At 62.2% G+C, this 20,085-nt stretch carries 19 protein-coding genes; 12 read left to right on the top strand and 7 right to left on the bottom strand.

Going from position 1 to position 20,085, the window contains the following annotated elements:
- Window positions 1–236: 236 nt before the first annotated feature.
- The 3 genes from hemA (at window position 237) to GGR30_RS21325 (ending at window position 3,412) form a co-directional block, all read left to right on the top strand.
- Entirely contained in the window at window positions 237–1,451 is a 1,215-nt protein-coding gene (hemA, locus tag GGR30_RS21335; RefSeq protein WP_183490956.1) for a 5-aminolevulinate synthase, read from the top strand.
- An 86-nt stretch (window positions 1,452–1,537) separates the two neighbouring features.
- The gene (locus tag GGR30_RS21330; protein ID WP_183490954.1) at window positions 1,538–2,656 is read left to right on the top strand and encodes a serine hydrolase domain-containing protein; all 1,119 of its coding nucleotides are present in this window, start codon (window positions 1,538–1,540) and stop codon (window positions 2,654–2,656) included.
- 48 nt (window positions 2,657–2,704) lie between these two features.
- A complete protein-coding gene (locus tag GGR30_RS21325; protein ID WP_246414088.1) occupies window positions 2,705–3,412 on the top strand; it encodes an SDR family NAD(P)-dependent oxidoreductase in 708 nt (235 codons plus the stop codon).
- Between the two features lie 3 nt (window positions 3,413–3,415).
- On the opposite strand, the gene dxr is transcribed toward GGR30_RS21325, so the two are convergent.
- Window positions 3,416–4,579, bottom strand: coding sequence for a 1-deoxy-D-xylulose-5-phosphate reductoisomerase (gene dxr / locus GGR30_RS21320; RefSeq protein WP_183490952.1), 1,164 nt, complete (start codon window positions 4,577–4,579; stop codon window positions 3,416–3,418).
- Window positions 4,580–4,790: 211 nt separating this feature from the next.
- On the opposite strand from dxr, the gene GGR30_RS21315 reads away from it, so the two are divergent.
- The 4 genes from GGR30_RS21315 to GGR30_RS21300 all read left to right on the top strand — a co-directional run bounded on the left by GGR30_RS21315 (window position 4,791) and on the right by GGR30_RS21300 (window position 6,696).
- Window positions 4,791–5,672, top strand: coding sequence for a 3-hydroxybutyryl-CoA dehydrogenase (locus GGR30_RS21315; protein ID WP_138748100.1), 882 nt, complete (start codon window positions 4,791–4,793; stop codon window positions 5,670–5,672).
- Window positions 5,673–5,746: 74 nt separating this feature from the next.
- A complete protein-coding gene (locus tag GGR30_RS21310) occupies window positions 5,747–6,067 on the top strand; it encodes an ArsR/SmtB family transcription factor (protein WP_183490950.1) in 321 nt (106 codons plus the stop codon).
- Window positions 6,067–6,477 (top strand): SRPBCC family protein, encoded by a 411-nt coding sequence (locus GGR30_RS21305; protein WP_183490948.1) that lies wholly within the window; start codon window positions 6,067–6,069, stop codon window positions 6,475–6,477. The genes GGR30_RS21310 and GGR30_RS21305 overlap by 1 nt, the downstream gene beginning before the upstream one ends.
- A 24-nt stretch (window positions 6,478–6,501) precedes the next feature.
- Window positions 6,502–6,696 carry a hypothetical protein gene (locus GGR30_RS21300; protein WP_183490946.1) on the top strand — a complete coding sequence of 65 codons (195 nt, stop codon included), beginning with the start codon at window positions 6,502–6,504 and terminating at the stop codon, window positions 6,694–6,696.
- A gap of 7 nt (window positions 6,697–6,703) precedes the next feature.
- On the opposite strand, the gene cueR is transcribed toward GGR30_RS21300, so the two are convergent.
- The gene (cueR, locus tag GGR30_RS21295) at window positions 6,704–7,099 is read right to left on the bottom strand and encodes a Cu(I)-responsive transcriptional regulator (RefSeq protein WP_183490944.1); all 396 of its coding nucleotides are present in this window, start codon (window positions 7,097–7,099) and stop codon (window positions 6,704–6,706) included.
- A 226-nt stretch (window positions 7,100–7,325) separates the two neighbouring features.
- On the opposite strand from cueR, the gene GGR30_RS21290 reads away from it, so the two are divergent.
- Window positions 7,326–7,730 (top strand): GFA family protein, encoded by a 405-nt coding sequence (locus GGR30_RS21290; RefSeq protein ID WP_183490942.1) that lies wholly within the window; start codon window positions 7,326–7,328, stop codon window positions 7,728–7,730.
- Window positions 7,731–7,733: 3 nt separating this feature from the next.
- On the opposite strand, the gene GGR30_RS21285 is transcribed toward GGR30_RS21290, so the two are convergent.
- Complete coding sequence (locus tag GGR30_RS21285; protein ID WP_183490940.1) at window positions 7,734–8,603, bottom strand: NAD(P)-dependent oxidoreductase; 870 nt, start codon at window positions 8,601–8,603, stop codon at window positions 7,734–7,736.
- 4 nt (window positions 8,604–8,607) lie between these two features.
- On the bottom strand, window positions 8,608–10,191 hold the full coding sequence (locus GGR30_RS21280) for a peptide chain release factor 3 (protein WP_183490938.1): 1,584 nt from the start codon (window positions 10,189–10,191) through the stop codon (window positions 8,608–8,610).
- Window positions 10,192–10,510: 319 nt separating this feature from the next.
- Here GGR30_RS21280 and dut point away from each other — a divergent pair, with 319 nt between their 5' ends.
- The gene (dut, locus tag GGR30_RS21275; protein ID WP_183490936.1) at window positions 10,511–10,957 is read left to right on the top strand and encodes a dUTP diphosphatase; all 447 of its coding nucleotides are present in this window, start codon (window positions 10,511–10,513) and stop codon (window positions 10,955–10,957) included.
- A 26-nt stretch (window positions 10,958–10,983) separates the two neighbouring features.
- Here dut and GGR30_RS21270 read toward each other — a convergent pair whose 3' ends face one another.
- Window positions 10,984–11,616 carry a LysE family translocator gene (locus tag GGR30_RS21270; RefSeq protein WP_183490933.1) on the bottom strand — a complete coding sequence of 211 codons (633 nt, stop codon included), beginning with the start codon at window positions 11,614–11,616 and terminating at the stop codon, window positions 10,984–10,986.
- Between the two features lie 169 nt (window positions 11,617–11,785).
- Here GGR30_RS21270 and GGR30_RS21265 point away from each other — a divergent pair, with 169 nt between their 5' ends.
- Together GGR30_RS21265 and cysK are read left to right on the top strand one after the other, a co-directional pair.
- Complete coding sequence (locus tag GGR30_RS21265) at window positions 11,786–13,054, top strand: MgtC/SapB family protein (protein ID WP_183490931.1); 1,269 nt, start codon at window positions 11,786–11,788, stop codon at window positions 13,052–13,054.
- Between the two features lie 156 nt (window positions 13,055–13,210).
- Window positions 13,211–14,179: a cysteine synthase A gene (gene cysK / locus GGR30_RS21260; RefSeq protein WP_183490929.1), complete on the top strand. Its 969-nt coding sequence runs from the start codon at window positions 13,211–13,213 to the stop codon at window positions 14,177–14,179.
- Between the two features lie 359 nt (window positions 14,180–14,538).
- Here the strand turns inward: cysK and GGR30_RS21255 are convergent, their stop codons facing one another.
- Entirely contained in the window at window positions 14,539–15,459 is a 921-nt protein-coding gene (locus GGR30_RS21255) for a response regulator transcription factor (RefSeq protein WP_183490927.1), read from the bottom strand.
- On the bottom strand, window positions 15,452–18,856 hold the full coding sequence (locus GGR30_RS21250; protein ID WP_183490925.1) for a hybrid sensor histidine kinase/response regulator: 3,405 nt from the start codon (window positions 18,854–18,856) through the stop codon (window positions 15,452–15,454). Before GGR30_RS21250 ends, GGR30_RS21255 begins: the two co-directional genes overlap by 8 nt.
- Window positions 18,857–19,041: 185 nt before the next feature.
- On the opposite strand from GGR30_RS21250, the gene olsC reads away from it, so the two are divergent.
- Window positions 19,042–19,857 (top strand): ornithine lipid ester-linked acyl 2-hydroxylase OlsC, encoded by an 816-nt coding sequence (gene olsC / locus GGR30_RS21245; protein WP_183490923.1) that lies wholly within the window; start codon window positions 19,042–19,044, stop codon window positions 19,855–19,857.
- Window positions 19,858–20,085: the final 228 nt, after the last annotated feature.

Here is a 20,085-nt window from a genome sequence, read left to right as displayed (position 1 = left end):
CAGGCATTTGTTCCCGCTTCCGCACGGCAATTTCAGAATTTCCTTTTTAAGCGGATCACTTGACCTTGATCAAGAATTGTCCTCGGCGGTTGCGTGTAGAAGCAGTTTGGAATAATTCAAACGAAGGGCCTATTGCCGCACCCATGTTAAATCTGGGGCTTTGCGGCTTGACGTTGCGCAAACTTCGTCAAATCCTAGCGGAAAACAAAATGGCCTGGCGGTGGAGCACTTGAGCGATGGATTTCGAAGCATTTTTCAAAAGCGAACTTGCGGGACTGCATGAAGAGGGTCGTTACCGCGTCTTCGCCGAACTGAAACGGCATCGCGGTGAATTCCCCCGTGCATCGCGTTTCAAGGACGGAACGGCTTCGCCTGTCACGGTCTGGTGCTCGAACGACTATCTCGGCATGGGGCAGTGTCCCACCGTGATCGCCGCCATGCAGGAGGCGATCGAGGCTTGCGGGGCAGGGGCCGGCGGCACCCGCAATATTTCCGGCACCAATTACTATCACGTCAAGCTTGAGGAAGAACTCGCCGACCTGCATGGCAAGGAAGCCGCTCTGATCTTCACGTCGGGCTATGTCTCCAACTGGGCGACGCTCGGCACGCTCGGTCAGAAGATCCCCGGCCTGATCATCTTTTCCGATGCGCTCAACCACGCCTCGATGATCGAGGGCATCCGACACGGCAAGAGCGCCCGCGTCATCTTCAAGCACAATGACCTCAATGATCTCGAAGCGAAGCTCAAGGCGGCCGATCCCGATGCGCCGAAGCTGATCGCCTTCGAATCGGTCTATTCGATGGACGGCGACATCGCGCCGATCAAGGAGATTTGCGATCTCGCCGACAAATACGGGGCGATGACCTATCTCGACGAGGTTCATGCCGTCGGCATGTACGGTCCGCGCGGCGGCGGCGTTGCCGAGCGCGAGGGCCTGATGGACCGTCTGACGATCATCGAAGGCACGCTCGGCAAGGCCTTTGGCGTCATGGGCGGCTATATCGCCGGCTCGCAGGCCGTCGTCGATTTCGTCCGCTCCTTCGCCTCCGGCTTCATCTTCACAACCGCGCTGCCGCCGTCGCTGGCCGCCGGCGCGGTTGCCTCGATCCGCCACCTGAAAGTCAGCCAGATCGAGCGCGAGCGCCACCGCGAGCGGGTCGCGACCTTGCGCCGCAAGCTCGATGCGCAGGGTATTCCGCATATGCACAATGAAAGCCATATCGTTCCGGTGATGGTTGGCGATGCCTCGAAGTGCAAATGGATTTCCGACATCCTTCTCGATGATTTCGGCATCTATGTGCAGCCGATCAACTACCCGACCGTGCCGCGCAAGACCGAGCGCCTGCGCTTCACCCCGACGCCGCTTCATACCGATGAGGATATGGACCATCTGGTGGCGGCGCTGCATTCGCTCTGGTCGCAATGCGCGCTGGCGCGCGCCGTCGCGTAATCGCCCTTTATCGGGAATTCACTTGACTTGGGCCTCGGCTTTCCGGATCAAACAGGCAATGCTGTTTCTGGTCCGGAGGGCTTCTCATGGAACTTTCGCAACGCGTTGACGCGGCCATTGACCGCGCGATCGACGAAGCGCGCATCGTCGGAACCGTGGTTATGGTCTGGCGGAACGGCGAGCCGGTCTATGAACGCGCCGCAGGCTTTGCCAACCGGGAGGCGGGGAAACCGGTTTCTCTCGACACGATCTTCCGCTACGCCTCCGTCACCAAACCCTTTGTCGCCGCCGCCGCGCTGGCGATGATCGATGCCGGGAAGTTCTCGCTGGATGATCATGTCAGCGACCTTCTGCCCTGGTTTCATCCGCCGGGACCGGACGGCAGGCATGCAGAGATCACCATCCGTCAGCTTCTGACGCATACAGCCGGGCTTACCTATCGCCCAGGCGCCGGCATTCTCTCGGTTCATGATTCCATCACGGTCGGTATCGAAAATACCGAGCTGACACTCGAGGACAATTTCTCCCGCCACAACACCGTTCCGCTGGCCTACAAGCCGGGAACGGCCTGGGAATATTCGATCGCGATCGACATTCTCGGCGCCGTGCTTTCCGAAGTGGAGGGGTGTTCCGTGGAAGAGGCGCTCGACCGCTATATCCTCTCGCCGCTTGGCATTCGCGACACAACCTTCCATGTGACGGATCGCGATCGCATCGCCGTGTCCTATTTCAACGCCGACCCCGTTCCCCTGCCCATGGGCGAGCCGGAACGCGTGGCCTTTGGACCCGACCGGGTCTTCACGTTTTCGCCCGAGCGCATCTTCAACGCCCGCGCCTTCCAGGGCGGCGGCGGCGGCATGGCGGGAACCGCCGGCGATGTGATCCGGCTTCTCGAAATGGTTCGCAAGAACGGCGACGGCGTGCTGAAGCCGGAGATGGCGGCAGCCGCGATCCGCAACCAGATCGGCGATCTCAATGTGCGTCCGGGCGTGAAATTCGGCTTCATAGGGGCCGTCACCGAAGATGCCGCGCTCGACAATTCACCCCTGCCGAATGGCACGGTTTCCTGGGGCGGGGTCTATGGCAATCGCTGGTGCTTTGATCCGGAAACCGGCACGGTCGCCGTCGCCATGACCAATACGGCGCCGGAGGGTTGCGAAGGCGCATTCCCCTTCGATGTCTGGCGGGCGGTCTTCGGCGACTGATCCGCCGGCGGCATTCGGGCGTAGTTCCTTCCGAAAAGGGAGAGACAGATGCCAGGAACCGACATGACCAGCCTTGCCGAGGGCTATCGCGCGCTCGTCATCGGCGCCTCTGGCGGCATCGGCAGCGCCTTTTGCACGGCGATCGGGGCTGATCCGCGCTGCGGCGCCCTTGAGACGCTGTCGCGGCGCAAGGATGGCCTGGAGATTACCGACGAGGCGTCCGTGGCCCAGGCGGCGCAGCGCTTCTCCGGTCAGTCGCTCGATCTCATCATCTGCGCGACTGGCGCGCTGCATATCGATGGCGTTGGCCCGGAAAAGACCATCCGCGCGATCGAGCCCGATGCCATGGCGCGGCAGTTTTCCGTCAATGCCATCGGTCCGGCGCTTCTCCTCAAGCATTTTCTGCCGCTGGCAAAACGGGACCGGCGGGCGATTTTCGCCTGCCTTTCAGCGCGCGTCGGTTCGATCGGCGACAATCACATCGGCGGCTGGATGTCCTACCGTTCGTCCAAGGCAGCGCTGAACCAGATCCTGCGCACCGCTGCAATCGAGGCGCGGCGCAAACATCCCCTGCTTTCGCTTGTCGCGCTTCATCCCGGCACGGTGGCGACGCCGCTGTCCGCGCCCTATGCCGGCAGCAATCGCCGGGTCGCGGCTGAAGAGGCCGCCGGAAACATGCTCGCTGCGCTGAACGGCGTCGCCGAGGGCGAGAGCGGAATATTCCTCGCCTATGACGGCAGCCGCATCGAATGGTAGGGGTTACGCCCTGACAAGGCCTGCGGCCCTTCGGCGCGCTTCCGCATCGGCTGCATAGATATCATCGATATCGATGGCGGCGGGCAGGTGCGAGAGGCTGTCCATGACGGATTCCGTGATCTCTGCCATCTCCAGAAAGCCGCAGCGCCCGTCAATGAAGGCTTCCAGCGCCACTTCCTTCGCGCCGTTCAGCACCGAGCCCTGAAGTCCGCCGCGGGCCATGGCGACCCGCGCGAGGCGAAGGGCGGGAAAGCGAGTCTCGTCCGGGGCCTCGAAATCGAGCCGTGCAAGCTTGGCGAAATCGAGCCTTTCGACCGAAAGCGCCGGACGGTTCGGATAGGCAAGCGCATAGCCGATCGCGGTGCGCATGTCCGGCGCGCCGAGTTGGGCCAGCACCGAGCCATCGGCATAGCCTACCATGGAATGGATGATCGATTGCGGATGGACGATCACCTCCACCTGTTCCGGTTTCAGCGCGAAGAGATGCATGGCCTCGATCATCTCCAGCGCCTTGTTGAACATCGAGGCGCTGTCGATCGAGATTTTCAGACCCATCGACCAGTTGGGATGGGCGCGCGCCGTGGCCACATCGACATGGCGCATTTCCTCAAGGCTCTTTGTGCGGAAGGGACCGCCGGAAGCGGTGATGATCACCCGTTCCAGCGCCCGGCGCTGGTTTTCCTCGAACACCTGAAACACGGCGGAATGTTCGCTGTCGACAGGAACCATCGTGCCGCCGCCGGCCGCAATCGCCTCCATGAACAGGGGGCCGGCGGAAACAAGGCATTCCTTGTTGGCAAGGGCAATGTCGGCGCCGGCCTTTGCGGCCTCCAGCGTCGGCTTCAGCCCCGCCGTGCCGACGATCGCGGCCATCACCATGTCATTGTCCATCCGCGCGGCTTCGGACAGTCCGCTTGTGCCGGCGGCAGGCGTGATGCCCGAGCCGGACAAGGCCTCCTTCAGCGCCTTGTAGCGCGTCTCGTCGGCGGTCACGGCCATGCGCGCGCCGTGGTCGATCGCCTTTTTTGCCAGCGCCTCGACATTGGCGTTGCCGGTGACTGCGGTCAGTTCGAAACTGTCGCGCCCGCCGAGCTGTTCGATCACGTCGAGCGTGTTGAGCCCGATCGACCCGGTCGCGCCGAAAATGGCGATGCGTCGCGTAGACATTCTTGTTATGCCGTTTCCTCGTTATTTCTGAACTAGCCTCTAACGGTTTTTCATCGCCGGCGACAGGGAAAAGAACATGTTTCGCCCGATCCCGAACTTGGCGTGGCAAAGGGGTTGGCACTGGAAATGAGAGGCACGAGGGACTATCAAGTGGTACGGACTTTCGCGAGCGGCCTGCCGCTCGCCCGGAAAATGAGCAAGGGAGCGCGAAATGGCTGATAACATAAAGCGCATCGGGGTTGTCGGCGCCGGCGCCATGGGCTGCGGTGTCGCCCATGTCTGCGCCGTTGCCGGCTATGACGTGCACCTGATCGACAGCGAGCGCGAGCAGATCGAGCGGGCTCTCGCGACGATCAACGGCAATCTCGCCCGTCAGGTCAATTCCGGCAAGCTCACCGATGACGCGCGCAAGAAGGCGCTGGCGCTGATCAGCGGCTCGACCGATCTCCAAGACCTTGCCTCCGTCGACATGGCGATCGAGGCAATCACCGAGGATGAGGCGGCCAAGCGCGCGCTCTACGCAAAGATCTGCCCGATTTTGAAGCCGGAAGCCCTGCTGGCGACCAACACTTCCGCCTTTTCAATTACCCGGCTTGCGGCCGCGACCGATCGACCGGAACGCTTCATGGGCGTGCATTTCATGAACCCGGTTCCGGTGATGGAGCTGGTCGAACTGGTGCGCGGCATTGCAACAGAGGAAGTGACCTTCGAGACGGCGAAGGACTTCGTCCGCTCGCTCGGCAAGACGCCGACGGTCTCGGAAGATTTCCCGGCCTTTATCGTCAACCGCATCCTGCTGCCTATGATCAACGAGGCGATCTATGTGCTTTACGAGGGGGTCGGCTCGGTCGATGCGATCGACGTCGCGATGAAGCTCGGCGCGCGCCACCCGATGGGGCCGCTGGAACTTGCCGATTTCATCGGCCTCGACACCTGCCTTGCCGGCATGCAACTGCTGCATGAGGGCCTCGCCGACAACAAGTACCGGCCGTGCCCTCTGCTTGTCAAATATGTCGATGCCGGCTGGCTCGGCCGCAAATCGGGCCGGGGCTTCTACGACTATCGCGGCGAGGAGCCGGTGCCCACGCGGTGAGGTTGGCTTCGTCTTGACAGACTGATAACCGTTGAGTTATGAATTAACTCATAATCAAATGGTTATGGGTTTCGATGACTGATACGCACGCCTCTCTCTTCCGGGCTCTTTCCGATCCGACACGCCGGGCACTGTTTGAGCATCTGTGCACCGACGGCGGGCTGACCGTCCGGGCGCTGACCGCACGGGCCGGAGTTTCCCAGCCGGCAGTTTCTAAGCATCTCGGTCTTCTGAAACAGGCAGGCCTCGTCGAGGACCAGCCGGAAGGGCGCGAGACCCGCTACACCGCCCGGCCAGCGGCCCTTCTGCCGCTGGTTGACTGGACACGACGCATGGGCGGCTTCTGGGAAGACCGCTTCGATGCCCTTGATGATCTTCTCAAACGGATGGACTGATGGACACTACAACGCAACAAACCCGCACGGTTTTGATCGAACGCGATTTCCCTCACCCGCCGGCGAAAATCTGGCGGACGCTGACCGAACCCCATCTGATTGCTGAATGGCTGATGGATACCGATTTCCGATCCGAGGTCGGCAACCGGTTCCGCTTCACCGCTGAATGGGGAGCGGTCGATTGCGAGGTGCTGGAGATCGAACCGCAGCGGCTGCTTTCCTACAGCTGGGGCGACGGCGACCTGGACACGATCGTGACCTTCACGCTGATGCCGGTTGCAAAGGGGACGCGGCTGCGGATGGAGCAGACTGGTTTCAGATCGACCCAGCCGCGCTACTATGGCGGCGCCAAGCAGGGTTGGCCACGATTTTTCGATGGGCTGGAGCAGGTCCTCGCCCGGCTCGATTGAACCCATATTTCAAAGGAGTTCCCAATGAACCGCTTCATCAGAAGCGCGCATCGCTGGATCGCGCTTGCCTTCACGCTTGCCGTCATCGCCAACATCGTCGGCATGATCATGGGGCTCAAGATCGCCTGGATCGGGTTTCTGGCTCTTGTTCCGTTGATCCCGCTGCTGATTTCCGGGCTCTATCTCTTCGCCCTGCCCTATATTGCCAGAATGCGATGAAGCCGCGTCAGCAGCAATGGCCGGAAGACAATTCTTCCAGAATGGGGCAGTCCGGGCGGTGGTCGCCGTGGCAGGTTTCAGCCAGATGCTGCAGCGTCGCCTTCAGGCTGGCGAGCCTTTCGAGCTTGGCGTCGATCTCGGTGATCTTGGAAAGCGCGAGTGCCTTCACCTCGGCGCTTTCGCGGGCGTTGTCGTCGTAAAGCGAGAGCAGCAGCCGGCACTCCTCGACCGAGAAGCCGAGGTCGCGCGAGCGGTGGATGAAGTTCAGCCGGTGGACGTGATTGTCGGAATAGTCCCGATATCCATTGGATGCACGATCAGCGACGACGAGACCGATTTCCTCGTAGTAACGAATGGTCTTGGGCGGCAGGCCCGACTGGCGTGCGGCTTCGCCGATATTCATCAACGCTCTCCCGGGCATGATCCAACCTCAGCGGAGCGAGGTTCGATGAGATCATGCGTCTAAAACGATAATCTGGACCGTCGACGCGTTCCAGCAAGCTCGAAGGTCCAATGTGTGGTTTCCATAATCTGATGCTGCCATCAGGATTCTTCAAGCCTCTGCGTGTTGCACCCGGCCGCGTCCCCATGGCATGTAAAGCCTTCCTACGGAAAACGGAGAATGGATCATGGACGTCACCGGTGGCTGTTTTTGCGGCAATGTGCGCTTTGCGGCAAGCATTGACCCCGAGGCCGTGGTCGTCTGCCATTGCAACCAGTGCCAGCGGCTCTCCGGCTCGCCCTATCGCGTCTCTGTTCTTGTAGACGAAGATGATGTCCAGATCCTGAGCGGCGTGCTTCGGGAATACTGGAAGATGGCAGAAAGCGGCGCCAAGCGCGCCCAGGCTTTCTGCGAGACCTGTGGCGGCCCGGTATTTTCCCACGGAGAAGGAGAGGCTGCCCGTGATTTTGCACTCCGCTGGGGCCTGATCGACCAGCGCGCCGACCTGCCGCCGAGACGGCAGATCTGGTGCGAGGAGGCGGCGCCGTGGGTCAATGAGATCGCCAGCCTGCCGGGCGCGGCGCGGGAGTAACGCTTACTCCTTCGCGAGCGCCGTCCTCACCATTGCCGACAGGTCCTCGTCGCCGTGGCCGTCCTCGATGCAGGCGCGGTAGCTTTCGAGCGCCGCCTTGATGGCGGGGGTCTCGATGCCGAAGTTTTCCGCCACTTCGGCAAAGAGCGTCGCGTCCTTGAGCGCGCCTTTTGCCGGAAAACCGACGCTCTTGTCCTCGCCCAGAATGCGCGGCGCGCGGAACTTGAGCGCCGGCGAACCGCCGGGGCTGGTCAACAGCACGTCGAGCATGGTCTCAACCGATAGGCCGGCCTTCTTGCCGGTCAGGAGCGCTTCCTTCAGCACTTCCCAGTAGCCGCAGAGCATCATGTTGTTGACGATCTTGGCGGCAGCACCCGCGCCGAGCGCGCCGGTATGGTGGATGCGGTCGGAAAGCGCTTCGGCGACCGGGAGATAGCGCTTGAAATCGATCGTGGCGCCGCCGACATAGACGCCCGCCGTGCCTTCGCGCACGAGTTCAGGGCCGCCGGAGATCGGCGCGTCGATGGCGCTGCCGCCCTTGGCTTTGATCTTCTCCGAAAAGTGCCTCAGCGTGTCCGGCCTCACCGTTGATGCCTCGACGACCAGCTTGCCCGGCAGCGAGGTCTCCACCAGTTTCGAAAGCACCGAGTCTACCGCCCCGTCATTGATCAGCGAGGTGATGATGATGTCGGACTTGAAGGCGAGCGAAGTGAGATTGAGGGCAATCTCGGCGCGATTCCTGTCGGCGAATTCATCCGTCACGCCGCTTCGCGACCAAAGCACGAGGCGGAACCCTTTTGCCGCGAGACGGTCGGCGATCGCGCTTCCCATCCGCCCGATGCCGCAAATGCCGATGACTTCCTTCTCGCTCATCGTCTCACGCCGCCTTTGCCTGATGGTATTCCTTGATCGCGATCATCCTGATCTCCGGGGCGCGCTCGCTCTCATAGTTCAGCGAGAAACCGTCCTGCGCCATGAACACCGGATCGCCGTCGAGGTCGCGGGCGATATCGCCGCGATGCGAGGAGACGAATTTGTCTAGGTCGGCGGGCTTTTCCGCCGAAATCCAGCGGCAGATGGAAAAGCGCGCCATCTCGAAGGAGACCGGCAGGCCGTATTCGGCCTTCAGCCGCTCCTTCAGGACATCGAGCTGCAGCGCGCCGACCACGCCGACGATCGCCGGCGAGCCATCTTCCGGGGTGAAGAGCTGCACGACGCCTTCCTCGGCCATCTGTTGCAGGGCTTCCTTGAGCTTCTTCGCCTTCATCGCGTCCTCAAGCCGGACGCGGCGCAGGATTTCCGGCGCGAAGTTCGGCACGCCCTGGAAGACGAGTTGCTCGCCATCGGTCAGCGTATCGCCGATCCTGAGTGCGCCGTGGTTCGGGATGCCGACGACATCGCCGGCATAGGCCGTATCGGCAAGCTGGCGCTGCGAAGCGAAGAAGAATTGCGGCGCCGTCAGTCCCATCTGCTTGCCGGTGCGCGAAAGGCGCGCCTTCATGCCGCGCTTCAACTCGCCCGAGCACACGCGAACAAAGGCGATGCGGTCGCGGTGGTTGGGGTCCATGTTCGCCTGGATCTTGAAGACGAAGGCGCTCATCTTCGGGTCGGTGGCTTCCACGGTTCTGACATCGGCGACCTGCGCGCGCGGCGGCGGGCCGAACTCTGAAAGCGCGTGGATGAGGTCGCGCACGCCGTTGTTTCTCAGCGCCGAGCCGAAATAGACCGGCGTCATATGGCCCTCGAGGAAAGCCTCGCGGGAAAAGACCGGGTAACCGTCAATGGCAAGCTCGGCCATCTCCGCCCAGTCTTCGCGCTCATGCTCGGGCAGTCTTTCGGCGACCACTTCCGGGCCGTTGACCTTGGTCAGTTCGCGCTCGCCGTCGCCGTAACGCACCGCGCTGTCGCGCAGGTGGTAGGTGCCGGCAAAGCTCTTGCCCTGACCGATCGGCCATGTCATCGGCACGGGATCAAGCGCCAGCTTTTCCGCCACTTCGTCGATGATCTCGAATGTATCGCGGGCCTCGCGGTCCATCTTGTTAACGAAGGTGATGATCGGGATGTCGCGCATGCGGCAGACTTCGAAGAGCTTCAGCGTGCGCGGCTCGATGCCCTTGGCCGCGTCGATGACCATGATAGCGGCATCCACCGCCGTCAGCGTGCGATAGGTGTCGTCGGCGAAGTCCTCATGGCCGGGCGTGTCGAGAAGGTTGAAGACCGTGTCCTCATACTCGAATGTCATCACCGAGGTGACCACTGAAATGCCGCGCTCGCGCTCGATCTTCATCCAGTCGGACCGCGTCTGGATGCGGTCCTTCTTGGCCTTCACTTCGCCGGCAAGCTGAATGGCGCCGCCGAACAGCAGCAGCTTTTCAGTGAGCGTGGTTTTACCGGCGTCCGGGTGCGAGATGATCGCGAAGGTTCGGCGGCGGGCAACCGCCTCGGCAAGCGTTTCGGGCATCGATGCAATATCCTGTTGATGGGGGCCTATCTAGCGATTTGAGGGCCAAGATGCAATTGACCTGTTTGTGAGGCATGGCAAGGATGCGGGCGAGATTGACGAGGACCCTGCCGGCGCCAATCTCTCCCCTTGAGGGAGAGATGTCGCGAAAGCGACAGAGAGGGGTGAGCCCTTTCAACAAGCACAGAATATGGGATTTTTGCTGCACCCCTCTCTGCCCTGCCGGGCATCTCCCCCTCAAGGGGGGAGATCGGCCAGAAGTGAGGCGGTCGTCCAACCGGACAGGTCCCGTGAAGCCGCAATGAACATGGAAACAAAAATGACACTGAAGCTGAAACGCCTGGAACACGCAGAAGGCATCGCGCCGCCGGCCTATGAGACGACGGGGTCCGCCGGCATGGATATCCGCGCCGCCGTGCCCGAGGCCGAGCCGCTGGTGCTGAAGCCCGGCGCCCGCGCGCTGGTGCCGACCGGCTTCATCTTCGAAATTCCGGACGGTTTTGAGGCGCAGGTCCGCCCGCGCTCCGGCCTCGCCTTCAAGCACGGCATCACCTGCCTCAACACGCCCGGCACCATCGACAGCGACTATCGCGGCGAGGTGAAGGTGCTGCTCGTCAATCTCGGGACCGAGGATTTTGCCATCGAACGCGGCATGCGCATCGCCCAGGTCATCATCGCGCCGGTGACGCAGATGCCGGTGACGGTCGTGGACGACCTGACCGAGACGGTGCGCGGGGCGGGCGGTTTCGGCTCGACCGGGGTTTAGGTCCGTCGCTCTCGGCGCCGCGGCAATCAGCGCCGCGCTTCGAACACCATGCGTGCGGCAAGGCCTGCGAGAACCGTTCCCATCATATAGCGCTGGATGCGCGACCAGAGCGGCCGGTTTGCCAGAAAGACGGCGATGGCGCCTGCGCCGAGCACGATCAGCGTGTTCACCGCAAGGCTGACGGCGATCTGCGCAAAGCCCAGCACAAGTGTCTGCGACAGGATATGCCCGCGTTCAGGATCGATGAACTGTGGCAGCAGTGAAAGGTAAAGCACCGCTGACTTCGGGTTCAGGATATTGGTGGCCAGCCCCATGACGAAGAGTTTGCGGATGCTGTCCGATGGAAGCCTGCGCACGGCAAAGGCCGGCTGAGCGCCGGGCCTGACCGCGTTCCATGCGAGGTAGAGCAGATAGCAGGCCCCCAGGAACCGGATGGTGTCATAGGCGAAAGGAACTGCCATCAGCAGAACTGTCAGACCAAACGCCGCCGAGAGCATGTAGATGACGAAGCCGAGCCCGACACCGGCAAGAGAGACCAGTCCGGCCGCGGGGCCCTGACAGATCGATCGCGAAATCAGGTAGATCATGTTGGGCCCCGGCGTCATCACCATCGCAAGGGCGATGAACATGAAGGCCAGAAGGTGGCGTGGTTCGGGCATGGCGGCTTCCTCGCAATGCTTCCGTTTGTAGCGGGAAGCGTCGGGATAGCAAGACCGGCAACGCGGGGTCAGGGCCTCATTTGCGGTTTTCGTTTTTCGGCCAATGCGCTAGTCTCTCGCGTGCAAGGACGGTGAGCCTGCAATCTTTCGTTTTTTGGGAGGCTTGCCCATGGATATGATGGAAGCGTTTCAGCGTGTCGGGCTGTCGCTTGCGATCGGGCTTCTGGTCGGGATCGAGCGCGGCTGGCAGGAGCGCGAAATGGCCGATGGCGAACGCGCCGCCGGCATCCGCACCTTCGCGCTGGTCGGCCTGCTCGGCGGGCTTGCGGGTTACCTCGGCGCGGTTTCCGGCCCGGTCGTGCCGGCAGCGCTCGGCATCGGGCTGATGGCGGCCTTCATCGTCTTTTCCTATCGCGCCGCAACCCCGCGCAATGATTTTTCCGTGACCGGCGTGATCGCGGCCCTCGTGGTCTTTGCCCTCGGCATCGTCTCGGCGACGGGCGACATGCGGCTGGCGGCCGCCGGCGGCGTGGTCACGACCGTGTTGCTTGCCGCGCGCCACAGCCTTCATGGCTTCCTCAAGACCATGACATGGGTGGAACTGCGCTCGGCGCTGGTGCTTCTCACCATGAGCTTCGTGGCGCTGCCGCTATTGCCGAACCGGGCGATCGACCCGTGGGGCGGTTTCAACCCCTTCACCGTCTGGCTGATGACGATCATGATCGCGGCGCTCTCCTATGCCGGCTATGTGGCGATGCGGGTGGCGGGGCCGGAACGGGGCATCCTGTTTGCGGGCGCAACCGGCGGGATCGTCTCGTCGACGGCAACGACTCTGTCCTTTGCCCACATCTCGACGGCCGAGCCCAAGCTTTCGCGCCAGTTGGCGGGCGCTGCCTCGATTGCCGGCGGGCTGTCGCTAGTGCGCTGTTTCATCATCGGCTCGGCCGTAGCGCCCTCTCTGATCGTGCCGCTTGCCGCAGCGCTGGCGCCGGGCCTCCTGGTCTTCGTCGCGGCGAGCCTGATCCTGATCGGGCGCAACCGGGCTGTTGACGCCAAGGCCGGGATAGAGCTTTCCAACCCGTTCGAACTCGGCGCGGTGCTGCGCTTCGGCGCGTTGCTTGGCGCTGTCGGTTTCATCGCCAGGGTGCTGGTGCATTTTCTCGGGCCGGACAGCATCACCGTAATTGCCCTCGTCTCCGGCATTCCCGATCTCGACGCGATCACGCTGTCGACCGCCCACATGGCCGGCAACGCGCTCCCGGTCCAGACGGCCGCCTTTGCCGTGCTGATCGCGGCTGCCTCAAACCTCATCACCAAGGTGGTGCTCGCCCTTGGCAGCGGCACGCGCGTCTACGGCCGGCTTTTGGGGCTGGTCACGCTTGCGGTGATGGCCGTCGGCGGGGCCGGTTTCTGGCTGTTTGTCAATTTTGCGGGGTAGGCGCCAGCGAAACGGTAATGCCGGGAATGGGATTTCCTGAAACCTCTTGAGGTTGGAATGACATTTCTGAACCGGGCTGCGGATCGCTGTTTCGTGCCTCGAATTTTCCTTTGCCGGACCCTACCTAGAAGGTAACTCATTCAGGGAGCAACCACCATGGAACAGAACGGCAAACCCGGACGCGGGAAGGTATATTCCTCTATTCTCGACACGATCGGTGACACGCCGATCGTCCGTCTCGACAAGCTGGCGAAGGAGAAGGGCGTGAAGGCCAATCTTCTGGCCAAGCTCGAATTCTTCAATCCGATCTCCTCGGTCAAGGATCGCATCGGCTTCGCCATGATCGACGCGCTGGAAAAGGCCGGCAAGATCACGCCCGGCAAGTCCGTGCTGATCGAGCCGACTTCTGGCAATACCGGCATCGCGCTCGCCTTCGCGGCCGCTGCCAAGGGCTACCGCCTGATCCTCACCATGCCGGAATCCATGTCGATCGAGCGCCGCAAGATGGTCGCGTTGCTCGGCGCGGAACTGGTGCTGACTGAACCGCCGAAGGGCATGAAGGGCGCGGTCGCCAAGGCCGAGGAACTGGCGGCCGAGATCGAGAACGCCGTTATCCCGCAGCAGTTCGAAAATCCGGCCAACCCGGAAATTCACCGCAACACCACGGCGGAAGAAATCTGGAACGACACGGACGGCGCTGTCGATTTCTTCGTCTCCGGCATCGGCACGGGCGGCACGATCACCGGCGTCGGCCAGGTTCTGAAGCAGAAGAAGCCCGAGGTGAAGGTCGTGGCCGTCGAGCCCGCCGCCTCTCCGGTGCTCTCCGGCGGTTCGCCGTCGCCGCACAAGATCCAGGGCATCGGCGCCGGCTTCGTGCCGGGCGTGCTCGATACTTCGGTCTATGACGAGATCGTCCAGGTCGAAAACGACGATGCCTTCGCGCTTGCCCGCGAAGTGGCCCGCGTCGAAGGCCTGCCCGTCGGCATCTCTTCCGGCGCCGCGCTGAAGGCCGCGATCGAAGTCGGTTCGCGCCCGGAAAACGAAGGCAAGAACATCGTCATCATCATCCCGTCCTTTGCCGAGCGCTATCTCTCGACAGCGCTGTTTGAAGGGCTTGGGGCGTAAGTTTCACCGAATTGGTGAATGTTGAAGGCGCGGGGTTCGGTCCCCGCGCTCGGATCGTCGACGAAGCAAGCCCCACGCATTCGTCATGCTCGGGCTTGTCCCGAGCATCTAAGCACGTTTCGGCGCGAGGCGTGTTCGACAAAAAAACTAGAAACAAGGTCTTATAAACCTACTGCTCCGCTCGTAGGGAGGGGTGGTTAGATCCTCGGGACAAGCCCGAGGATGACGTCCGTATGGCTGGCGAGGTTTGTCAACAAACTGGGCGCGGGGTCGGTCCCCGCGCTTTTTGTGTGATTGAGGGAGGCTATTTTCACCACCGACGAATGCCCCGCACTCTGCCGTCATCCCGGTGTCGGCGTCTACATATCATGCAGCACATAGGCTGCCTTCACCGCCGCCGAGGCGCGGTTTTCGACGCCGAGTTTGACGTAGATCGTTTCCAGATGCTTGTTCACCGTGCGCGTTGAAAGGCCGAGAATGTCGGCGATGTCGCGATTGGTCTTGCCCTTGGCGATCCATAGCAGGACTTCGGATTCGCGCATTGTTAGGGGAAAGTGTTTTCGGAGCGCCTCGTCATCGCTCACCGGATTGGCGGCGGTGACGCGGAACAGGAACTCGTCCGCGCCGGTCTTTTCCAGAAACGCAAGCTGAAACAGTGTCTTGCCGTTTGCGTTGACCGGCAGCATCGGCTGGCTGCCGGGGGTTGTCTCCGCATTGCCTTCTGCAAGCCAGGCGGCGATCTGGCTGCCGACGATCTTCATGTCCGGCGAACCGCCGGCTGCCTCGCCGATCAGCCTGCCGGCCTGGGGCGTCATCCAGCGCGGCATGCCGTCCGGTCCGGCGGCAAGCAGATGGCGGCCGGTGGCATCGAGCGCCACGCGCGCGCTCTGGGCCGAGCGGGCATTGGCGAGATGGACGCGGATGCGGGCCCTCAACTCATCGATATTGATCGGTTTGGTCAGGTAATCGACGCCGCCGGATTCCAGCGCATGGACAATGTGCTCGGTCTCGGAGAGCCCGGTCATGAAGATGACGGGGCTTTCGGCTGCCGGTCCCGCCTTCAACCGCCGGCAGGCCTCGAAGCCGTCCATCTTCGGCATCACCGCATCCATCAGCACGATATCGGGCGTGATCCGCGCGACGATGTTGATGGCGCTCTCGCCGGAGGTTGCGATCAGCACCGAATAGCCGCTCGCCTCGAGCGCCTCGGTGAGAAAGCTGAGCGCCTCCGGACTGTCGTCGACCAGAAGGACGATTTCCTGTGCGGCGTTCTCAGCCATCGTGGGCGATATCCTTCCCGGCCGCGCCGGATTTGAGCGAGTTCAGATGGGCAATGAGGCCGTCCATATCGAAACGGGCAACAAAGGCGGAGGCGCGTAGCGCAAAAGGCTCGTAGGTTCCTTCCCCCGAAAGCGTCGCCAGTTTTTCCCTTACGCCACGGTGATAGCCGATCTCGGCGAGCCGGATCAATTCCTCAAGGTCGGAATCCGGCGGCGCGCATGGCTCCTCCGGCGGATCTGGCGTCTCATCGCGCTCCGCCGCGGGCTCATCCTGCCAGACAAGACCGAGATGCAGCGCCAGCACATCGCGCAACCGCTTGAGGTCGACCGGCTTTGAAAGCGCATCATTGTGGCTGTCGTCGCCATGGCCGATGATCGCATCGTCGCCGATATTGGCCGAAAGCATCACGATCGGTTTGGCGATGCCGGCGTCGCGCAGTCGTGTCGCCAACTGCCAGCCGTTCATGCCGGGCATGCGGATATCCAGCAGGAAGAGGTCGGGAATTGCAGTCTCAAGGCAGGCAAGCGCCGCCTCGCCGTCTGCAGCAAGCTGCACGTCAAATCCGAGCGGCACGAGAATATCCTTCATCATCGTGCGGTGATCGGCGTTGTCGTCCACCACCATGATCGTGCGGCGTGGCCCGTCATAGCCGGTCGTCGCAGCGGTTTCTCCGGCAAGGCGCGCCGGCTGCGGCCGGTCTATGGAGGCGAGCATGAGGCGTACGGTGAAGCTTGTGCCGGCGCCTTCCTCGCTTTCCACCTCGATTTCGCCGCCGAGCGTATTGACCAGCAGCCGCGTGATGGTGAGGCCAAGCCCAAGGCCCGGCTTTTCGCTCCTGCCGCCGCCGCGTTCAAAAGGCTCGTAGATGCGCGAAAGGTCTTGCCTGGCGATGCCGCTGCCCGTGTCTGTGACGGTGAAGGTGGCCACCTGGCTGCGATAGCGCGCCGAAAGCGTGACGCTGCCGCTGTCGGTGAATTTCACGGCATTGGAGAGCAGGTTGACGAGGATCTGGCGCAGCCGCTTCTCGTCGGTGCGCACATAGGCGGGCAGGTTGCGGTCGAGCTTGTACTCGAATGCCAGACCCTTGGCTCGGGCCTGGGTCTCGAACATGTCGATGATCTGGTCGAGAAACTCGGTGAGGTTGATCTCGTTGGAGAAGACCTGAAGCCGGCCGGATTCGATGCGCGAAATATCGAGGAGCCCGTCAATCAGACCCGACAGATAGTCCGCCGAGCGGCGGATCGACTTGATTGCGGGCTGTCGCGCGTCTGGAATGGTCGGATCGCGCTCCAGCAGTTGTGCATAGCCGGAAACGGCATTGAGTGGCGTTCGAAGCTCGTGCGAGAGACCGACCACATAGCGGCTCTTGGCGCGGTTGGCGGCTTCGGCGCTTTCCTTGGCGGCCTGAAGCGCGGCGTCGGTTTTCTCATGCGCTGCGATTTCCTTCAGAAGCAGCGTCGTTTGGCGCGAGGATTCCTCCTCCGCCACCATGCGGCTGTCATGGGCGAGCACGTAGAACCAGGCGACGATACAGGCGAGCATGGAAAAGACGAAGAACACGATCAGCGCCGTGTCGTAGACCACCGAACTGGTTTCCGGCGCGGCCTGCGCCATCTGGTAGGCGATCATGAACAGGATCGCGCCGATGAAGGTGATCGAGAGCGCAACCGTGATGCCGTAGCGGCCAAGCCGGGTGGAGAGCTGTTCGACGATGCGGCCCGGCAGCAGCGCGCCGGCGACGGTGGCGATCTGGGTGTTGAGCCGGGCCTTGGGCTTGCACAGATCATGGCAGCGGCTGTCGAGCGAACAGCAGAGCGAGCAGATCGGTCCGGCATAGGCGGGGCACCAGGCCATGTCCTCCGGCTCGAAGGGATGTTCGCAGATCGAGCAGGTGATCGATGTCTTCGACTGCCAGCCCTTGCGCTGCTTGCGCGCCAGATAATAACGCCCGCCCGTGCCCCAGGCGATCAGCGGCGAGGCGATGAGGGCGACGATAAGCGCGATGAAGGGCGCGAAGGAAACCGCGAGCGCGCCGAAGAGGCCGAAATGTGCGGCCAGCGCAACGCCACCGGAAAGCGCCATGGCGCCGAGACCGACCGGGTTGATGTCATAGAGATGCGCCCGCTTGAACTCGATGCCCGGAGGTGACAGTCCGAGCGGCTTGTTGATGAAGAGGTCGGCGGAGATCGTCGACAGCCACGCCATGGCGACGATGGAAAAGACGCTGAGCGAGGCTTCCAGCAGCCGGTAGATGCCGAGCTGCATCAACAAAAGCGCGATCGCCACATTGAACACCAGCCAGACGACCCGTCCGGGATGGCTGTGGGTCAGGCGGGAGAAAAAATTCGACCAGGCAAGCGAGCCCGCATAGGCGTTCATCACATTGATCTTCAACTGCGAGACCACGACGAAGGCGGCCATCAGCAGAAGAGCAGCCGTCTCGTTCGGGATCATGTAGCCAAAGGCGGTCAGGTACATATGCGCGGGGTCGGCCGCCGCCGTCGCCGGCATGCCGGTGGAAAGCGCGAGCACGGCCAGAAACGAGCCGGCCATCAGCTTCGGCACGCCGACCACCACCCAGCCGGGACCGGCAAGGAAGATCGCCAGGCGGTGGCGGAACTTGCGCTTGCCCGTTGCCGGCAGGAAGCGCAGGAAGTCCACCTGTTCGCCGATCTGCGGCATCAGCGCGAAGATGACGCCGGCTGCCGCCGCAAAGCCCGCCAGTGTGAAGGGGGCGGCTGAACCGGGGGCAGCGCTTTCCGCCCTTATGCCGCCAAAGGCCCGCCAGAGCTCGAATTTTTCGAAGTCCATGAAGGCGATGAAGATGAAGGGCAGGATGTTGAGGATGATCCAGAAGGGTTGGGTCAGGATCTGGAAGCGCGAGATCATCTGCACGCCATAGGTGACAAGCGGGATCACCAGCACGGCGGAGATGATGTAGCTGATCCAGAGCGGAATGCCGAAGGCAAGCTCCAGCGCCCCCGACATGATCGAGGCCTCGATGGCAAACAGGATGAAGGTGAAACTCGCATAGATGAGCGAGGTGACCGTCGAGCCGATATAGCCGAAGGAGGCGCCGCGCGTCAGAAGGTCGATATCGACGCCGTGGCGGATCGCGTATTTGGCGATCGGAAGACCTGCGAGCAGCATGACGGCGGAGGCGACGATGGCCGCGAAGAAGGCGTTGGTCGTGCCGTAGGACAGCGTGATCGTGCCGCCGATCGCCTCCAGCGCCAGAAAGGAAATCGCGCCGATGGCCGTCTGCGAGATGCGGCTTGAGGAGAACCGGCGCGCGCTCTTTGCGGTGAAACGCAACGCATAGTCTTCAAGCGTCTGGTTGGCGACCCAGCGATTATATTCGCGCCGGACGGGAATGATGCGTTGGCGTGGTGTCATGGAGCGTGTGCGGCGGCGGCCCTTGAAAAGAAACTTGGCTTTTTCGAATGTTCAGGCAATGGCTTGCAATGGCAAGCGAAATCGCCGGCCGATTCGCGCCATTCGCCGCACTTTTTCCTTTTTATGGGGAATGTTAGGATCATCGCGGTCAATTGAAGCTGCAGAGCCGCATAGAGGAGAGGTTCATGACGAACACCGAAACGAAAGACAAGGACGGCCAGAGCTTCGGAACAGAGGGCATCGCGCCGATGGAGCGCCCGAGCGCGGTGACGCGCTTTTTCATGGGCGTCGTCAACTGGGCGGAAAAGCTCAATTTCAAACATGCCATCTACGGCAATCCGCCCGTCTACGACAATGCGACCTTTCCCTGGTCGAAGGAGATCGAGGCGGCAGCCCCCGCCATCCGCGCCGAGCTCGACAAGGTGCTGGAACGCCAGAGCGAGCTTCCGAGCTTCCAGGACATCTCCACCGACGTGAAGACGATTTCCGACGACAATCACTGGAAGACCTTCTTCCTGCTCGGCTACGGGCTGAAATCGGAACAGAACATCAAGGCCTGCCCGAAGACCTGGGAGGCGATGCAGAAAATACCCGGTCTCACCACCGTGATGTTCTCGATCTTCGAACCGGGAAAACACCTACCGGCCCATCGCGGCCCCTATAATGGCGTGCTGCGCCTTCATCTGGGCATGATCGTGCCGGAGGCCGAGCCCGATCAGCTCGCGATCCGGGTCAAGGACCAGATCTGCCACTGGGAAGAGGGCAAGGTGCTGATCTTCGACGATGCCTATGAGCACGAGGCCTGGAACCATACGGACAAGACCCGCGTGGTGCTGTTCGTCGATTTCGTCAAGCCGACGCGATTTCCGGCCAAGTTCGTCAACTGGGCATTGATGAACATGGCGATCTTCACGCCCTTCATCCGCGAAGGCCTCGACAACCACAAGGACTGGGAAAAGAAGTTTTATGCCGAGGCCGAGGCACTGCGGAACCGGCCTTGAGCAAACCCTGCGGGCCGTTTGTTGCAGGCAGAAGGAGCTTGTCTACCCGTCACCCCGGACTTGATCCGGGGTCCAGGGCCACAAAAAACATCCTTTGCGACAGTGTCTCAAGCGCGATGGTCTCCAGCATTGGGCCCTGGCAACTGTATTGTTTTGTACCTGTTCAGGCTGGTTTGTACATGGTCTGATCTCTTAGCATTGCGTTTGCAAGGGTTAGGATTTTTCGTG

The sequence above is a fragment of the Martelella radicis genome, assembly GCF_014196625.1.
Lineage (GTDB): Bacteria > Pseudomonadota > Alphaproteobacteria > Rhizobiales > Rhizobiaceae > Martelella > Martelella radicis.
Note: the sequence above shows the minus strand (reverse complement) of the source record. Positions and strands in the feature narration are given on the sequence as shown.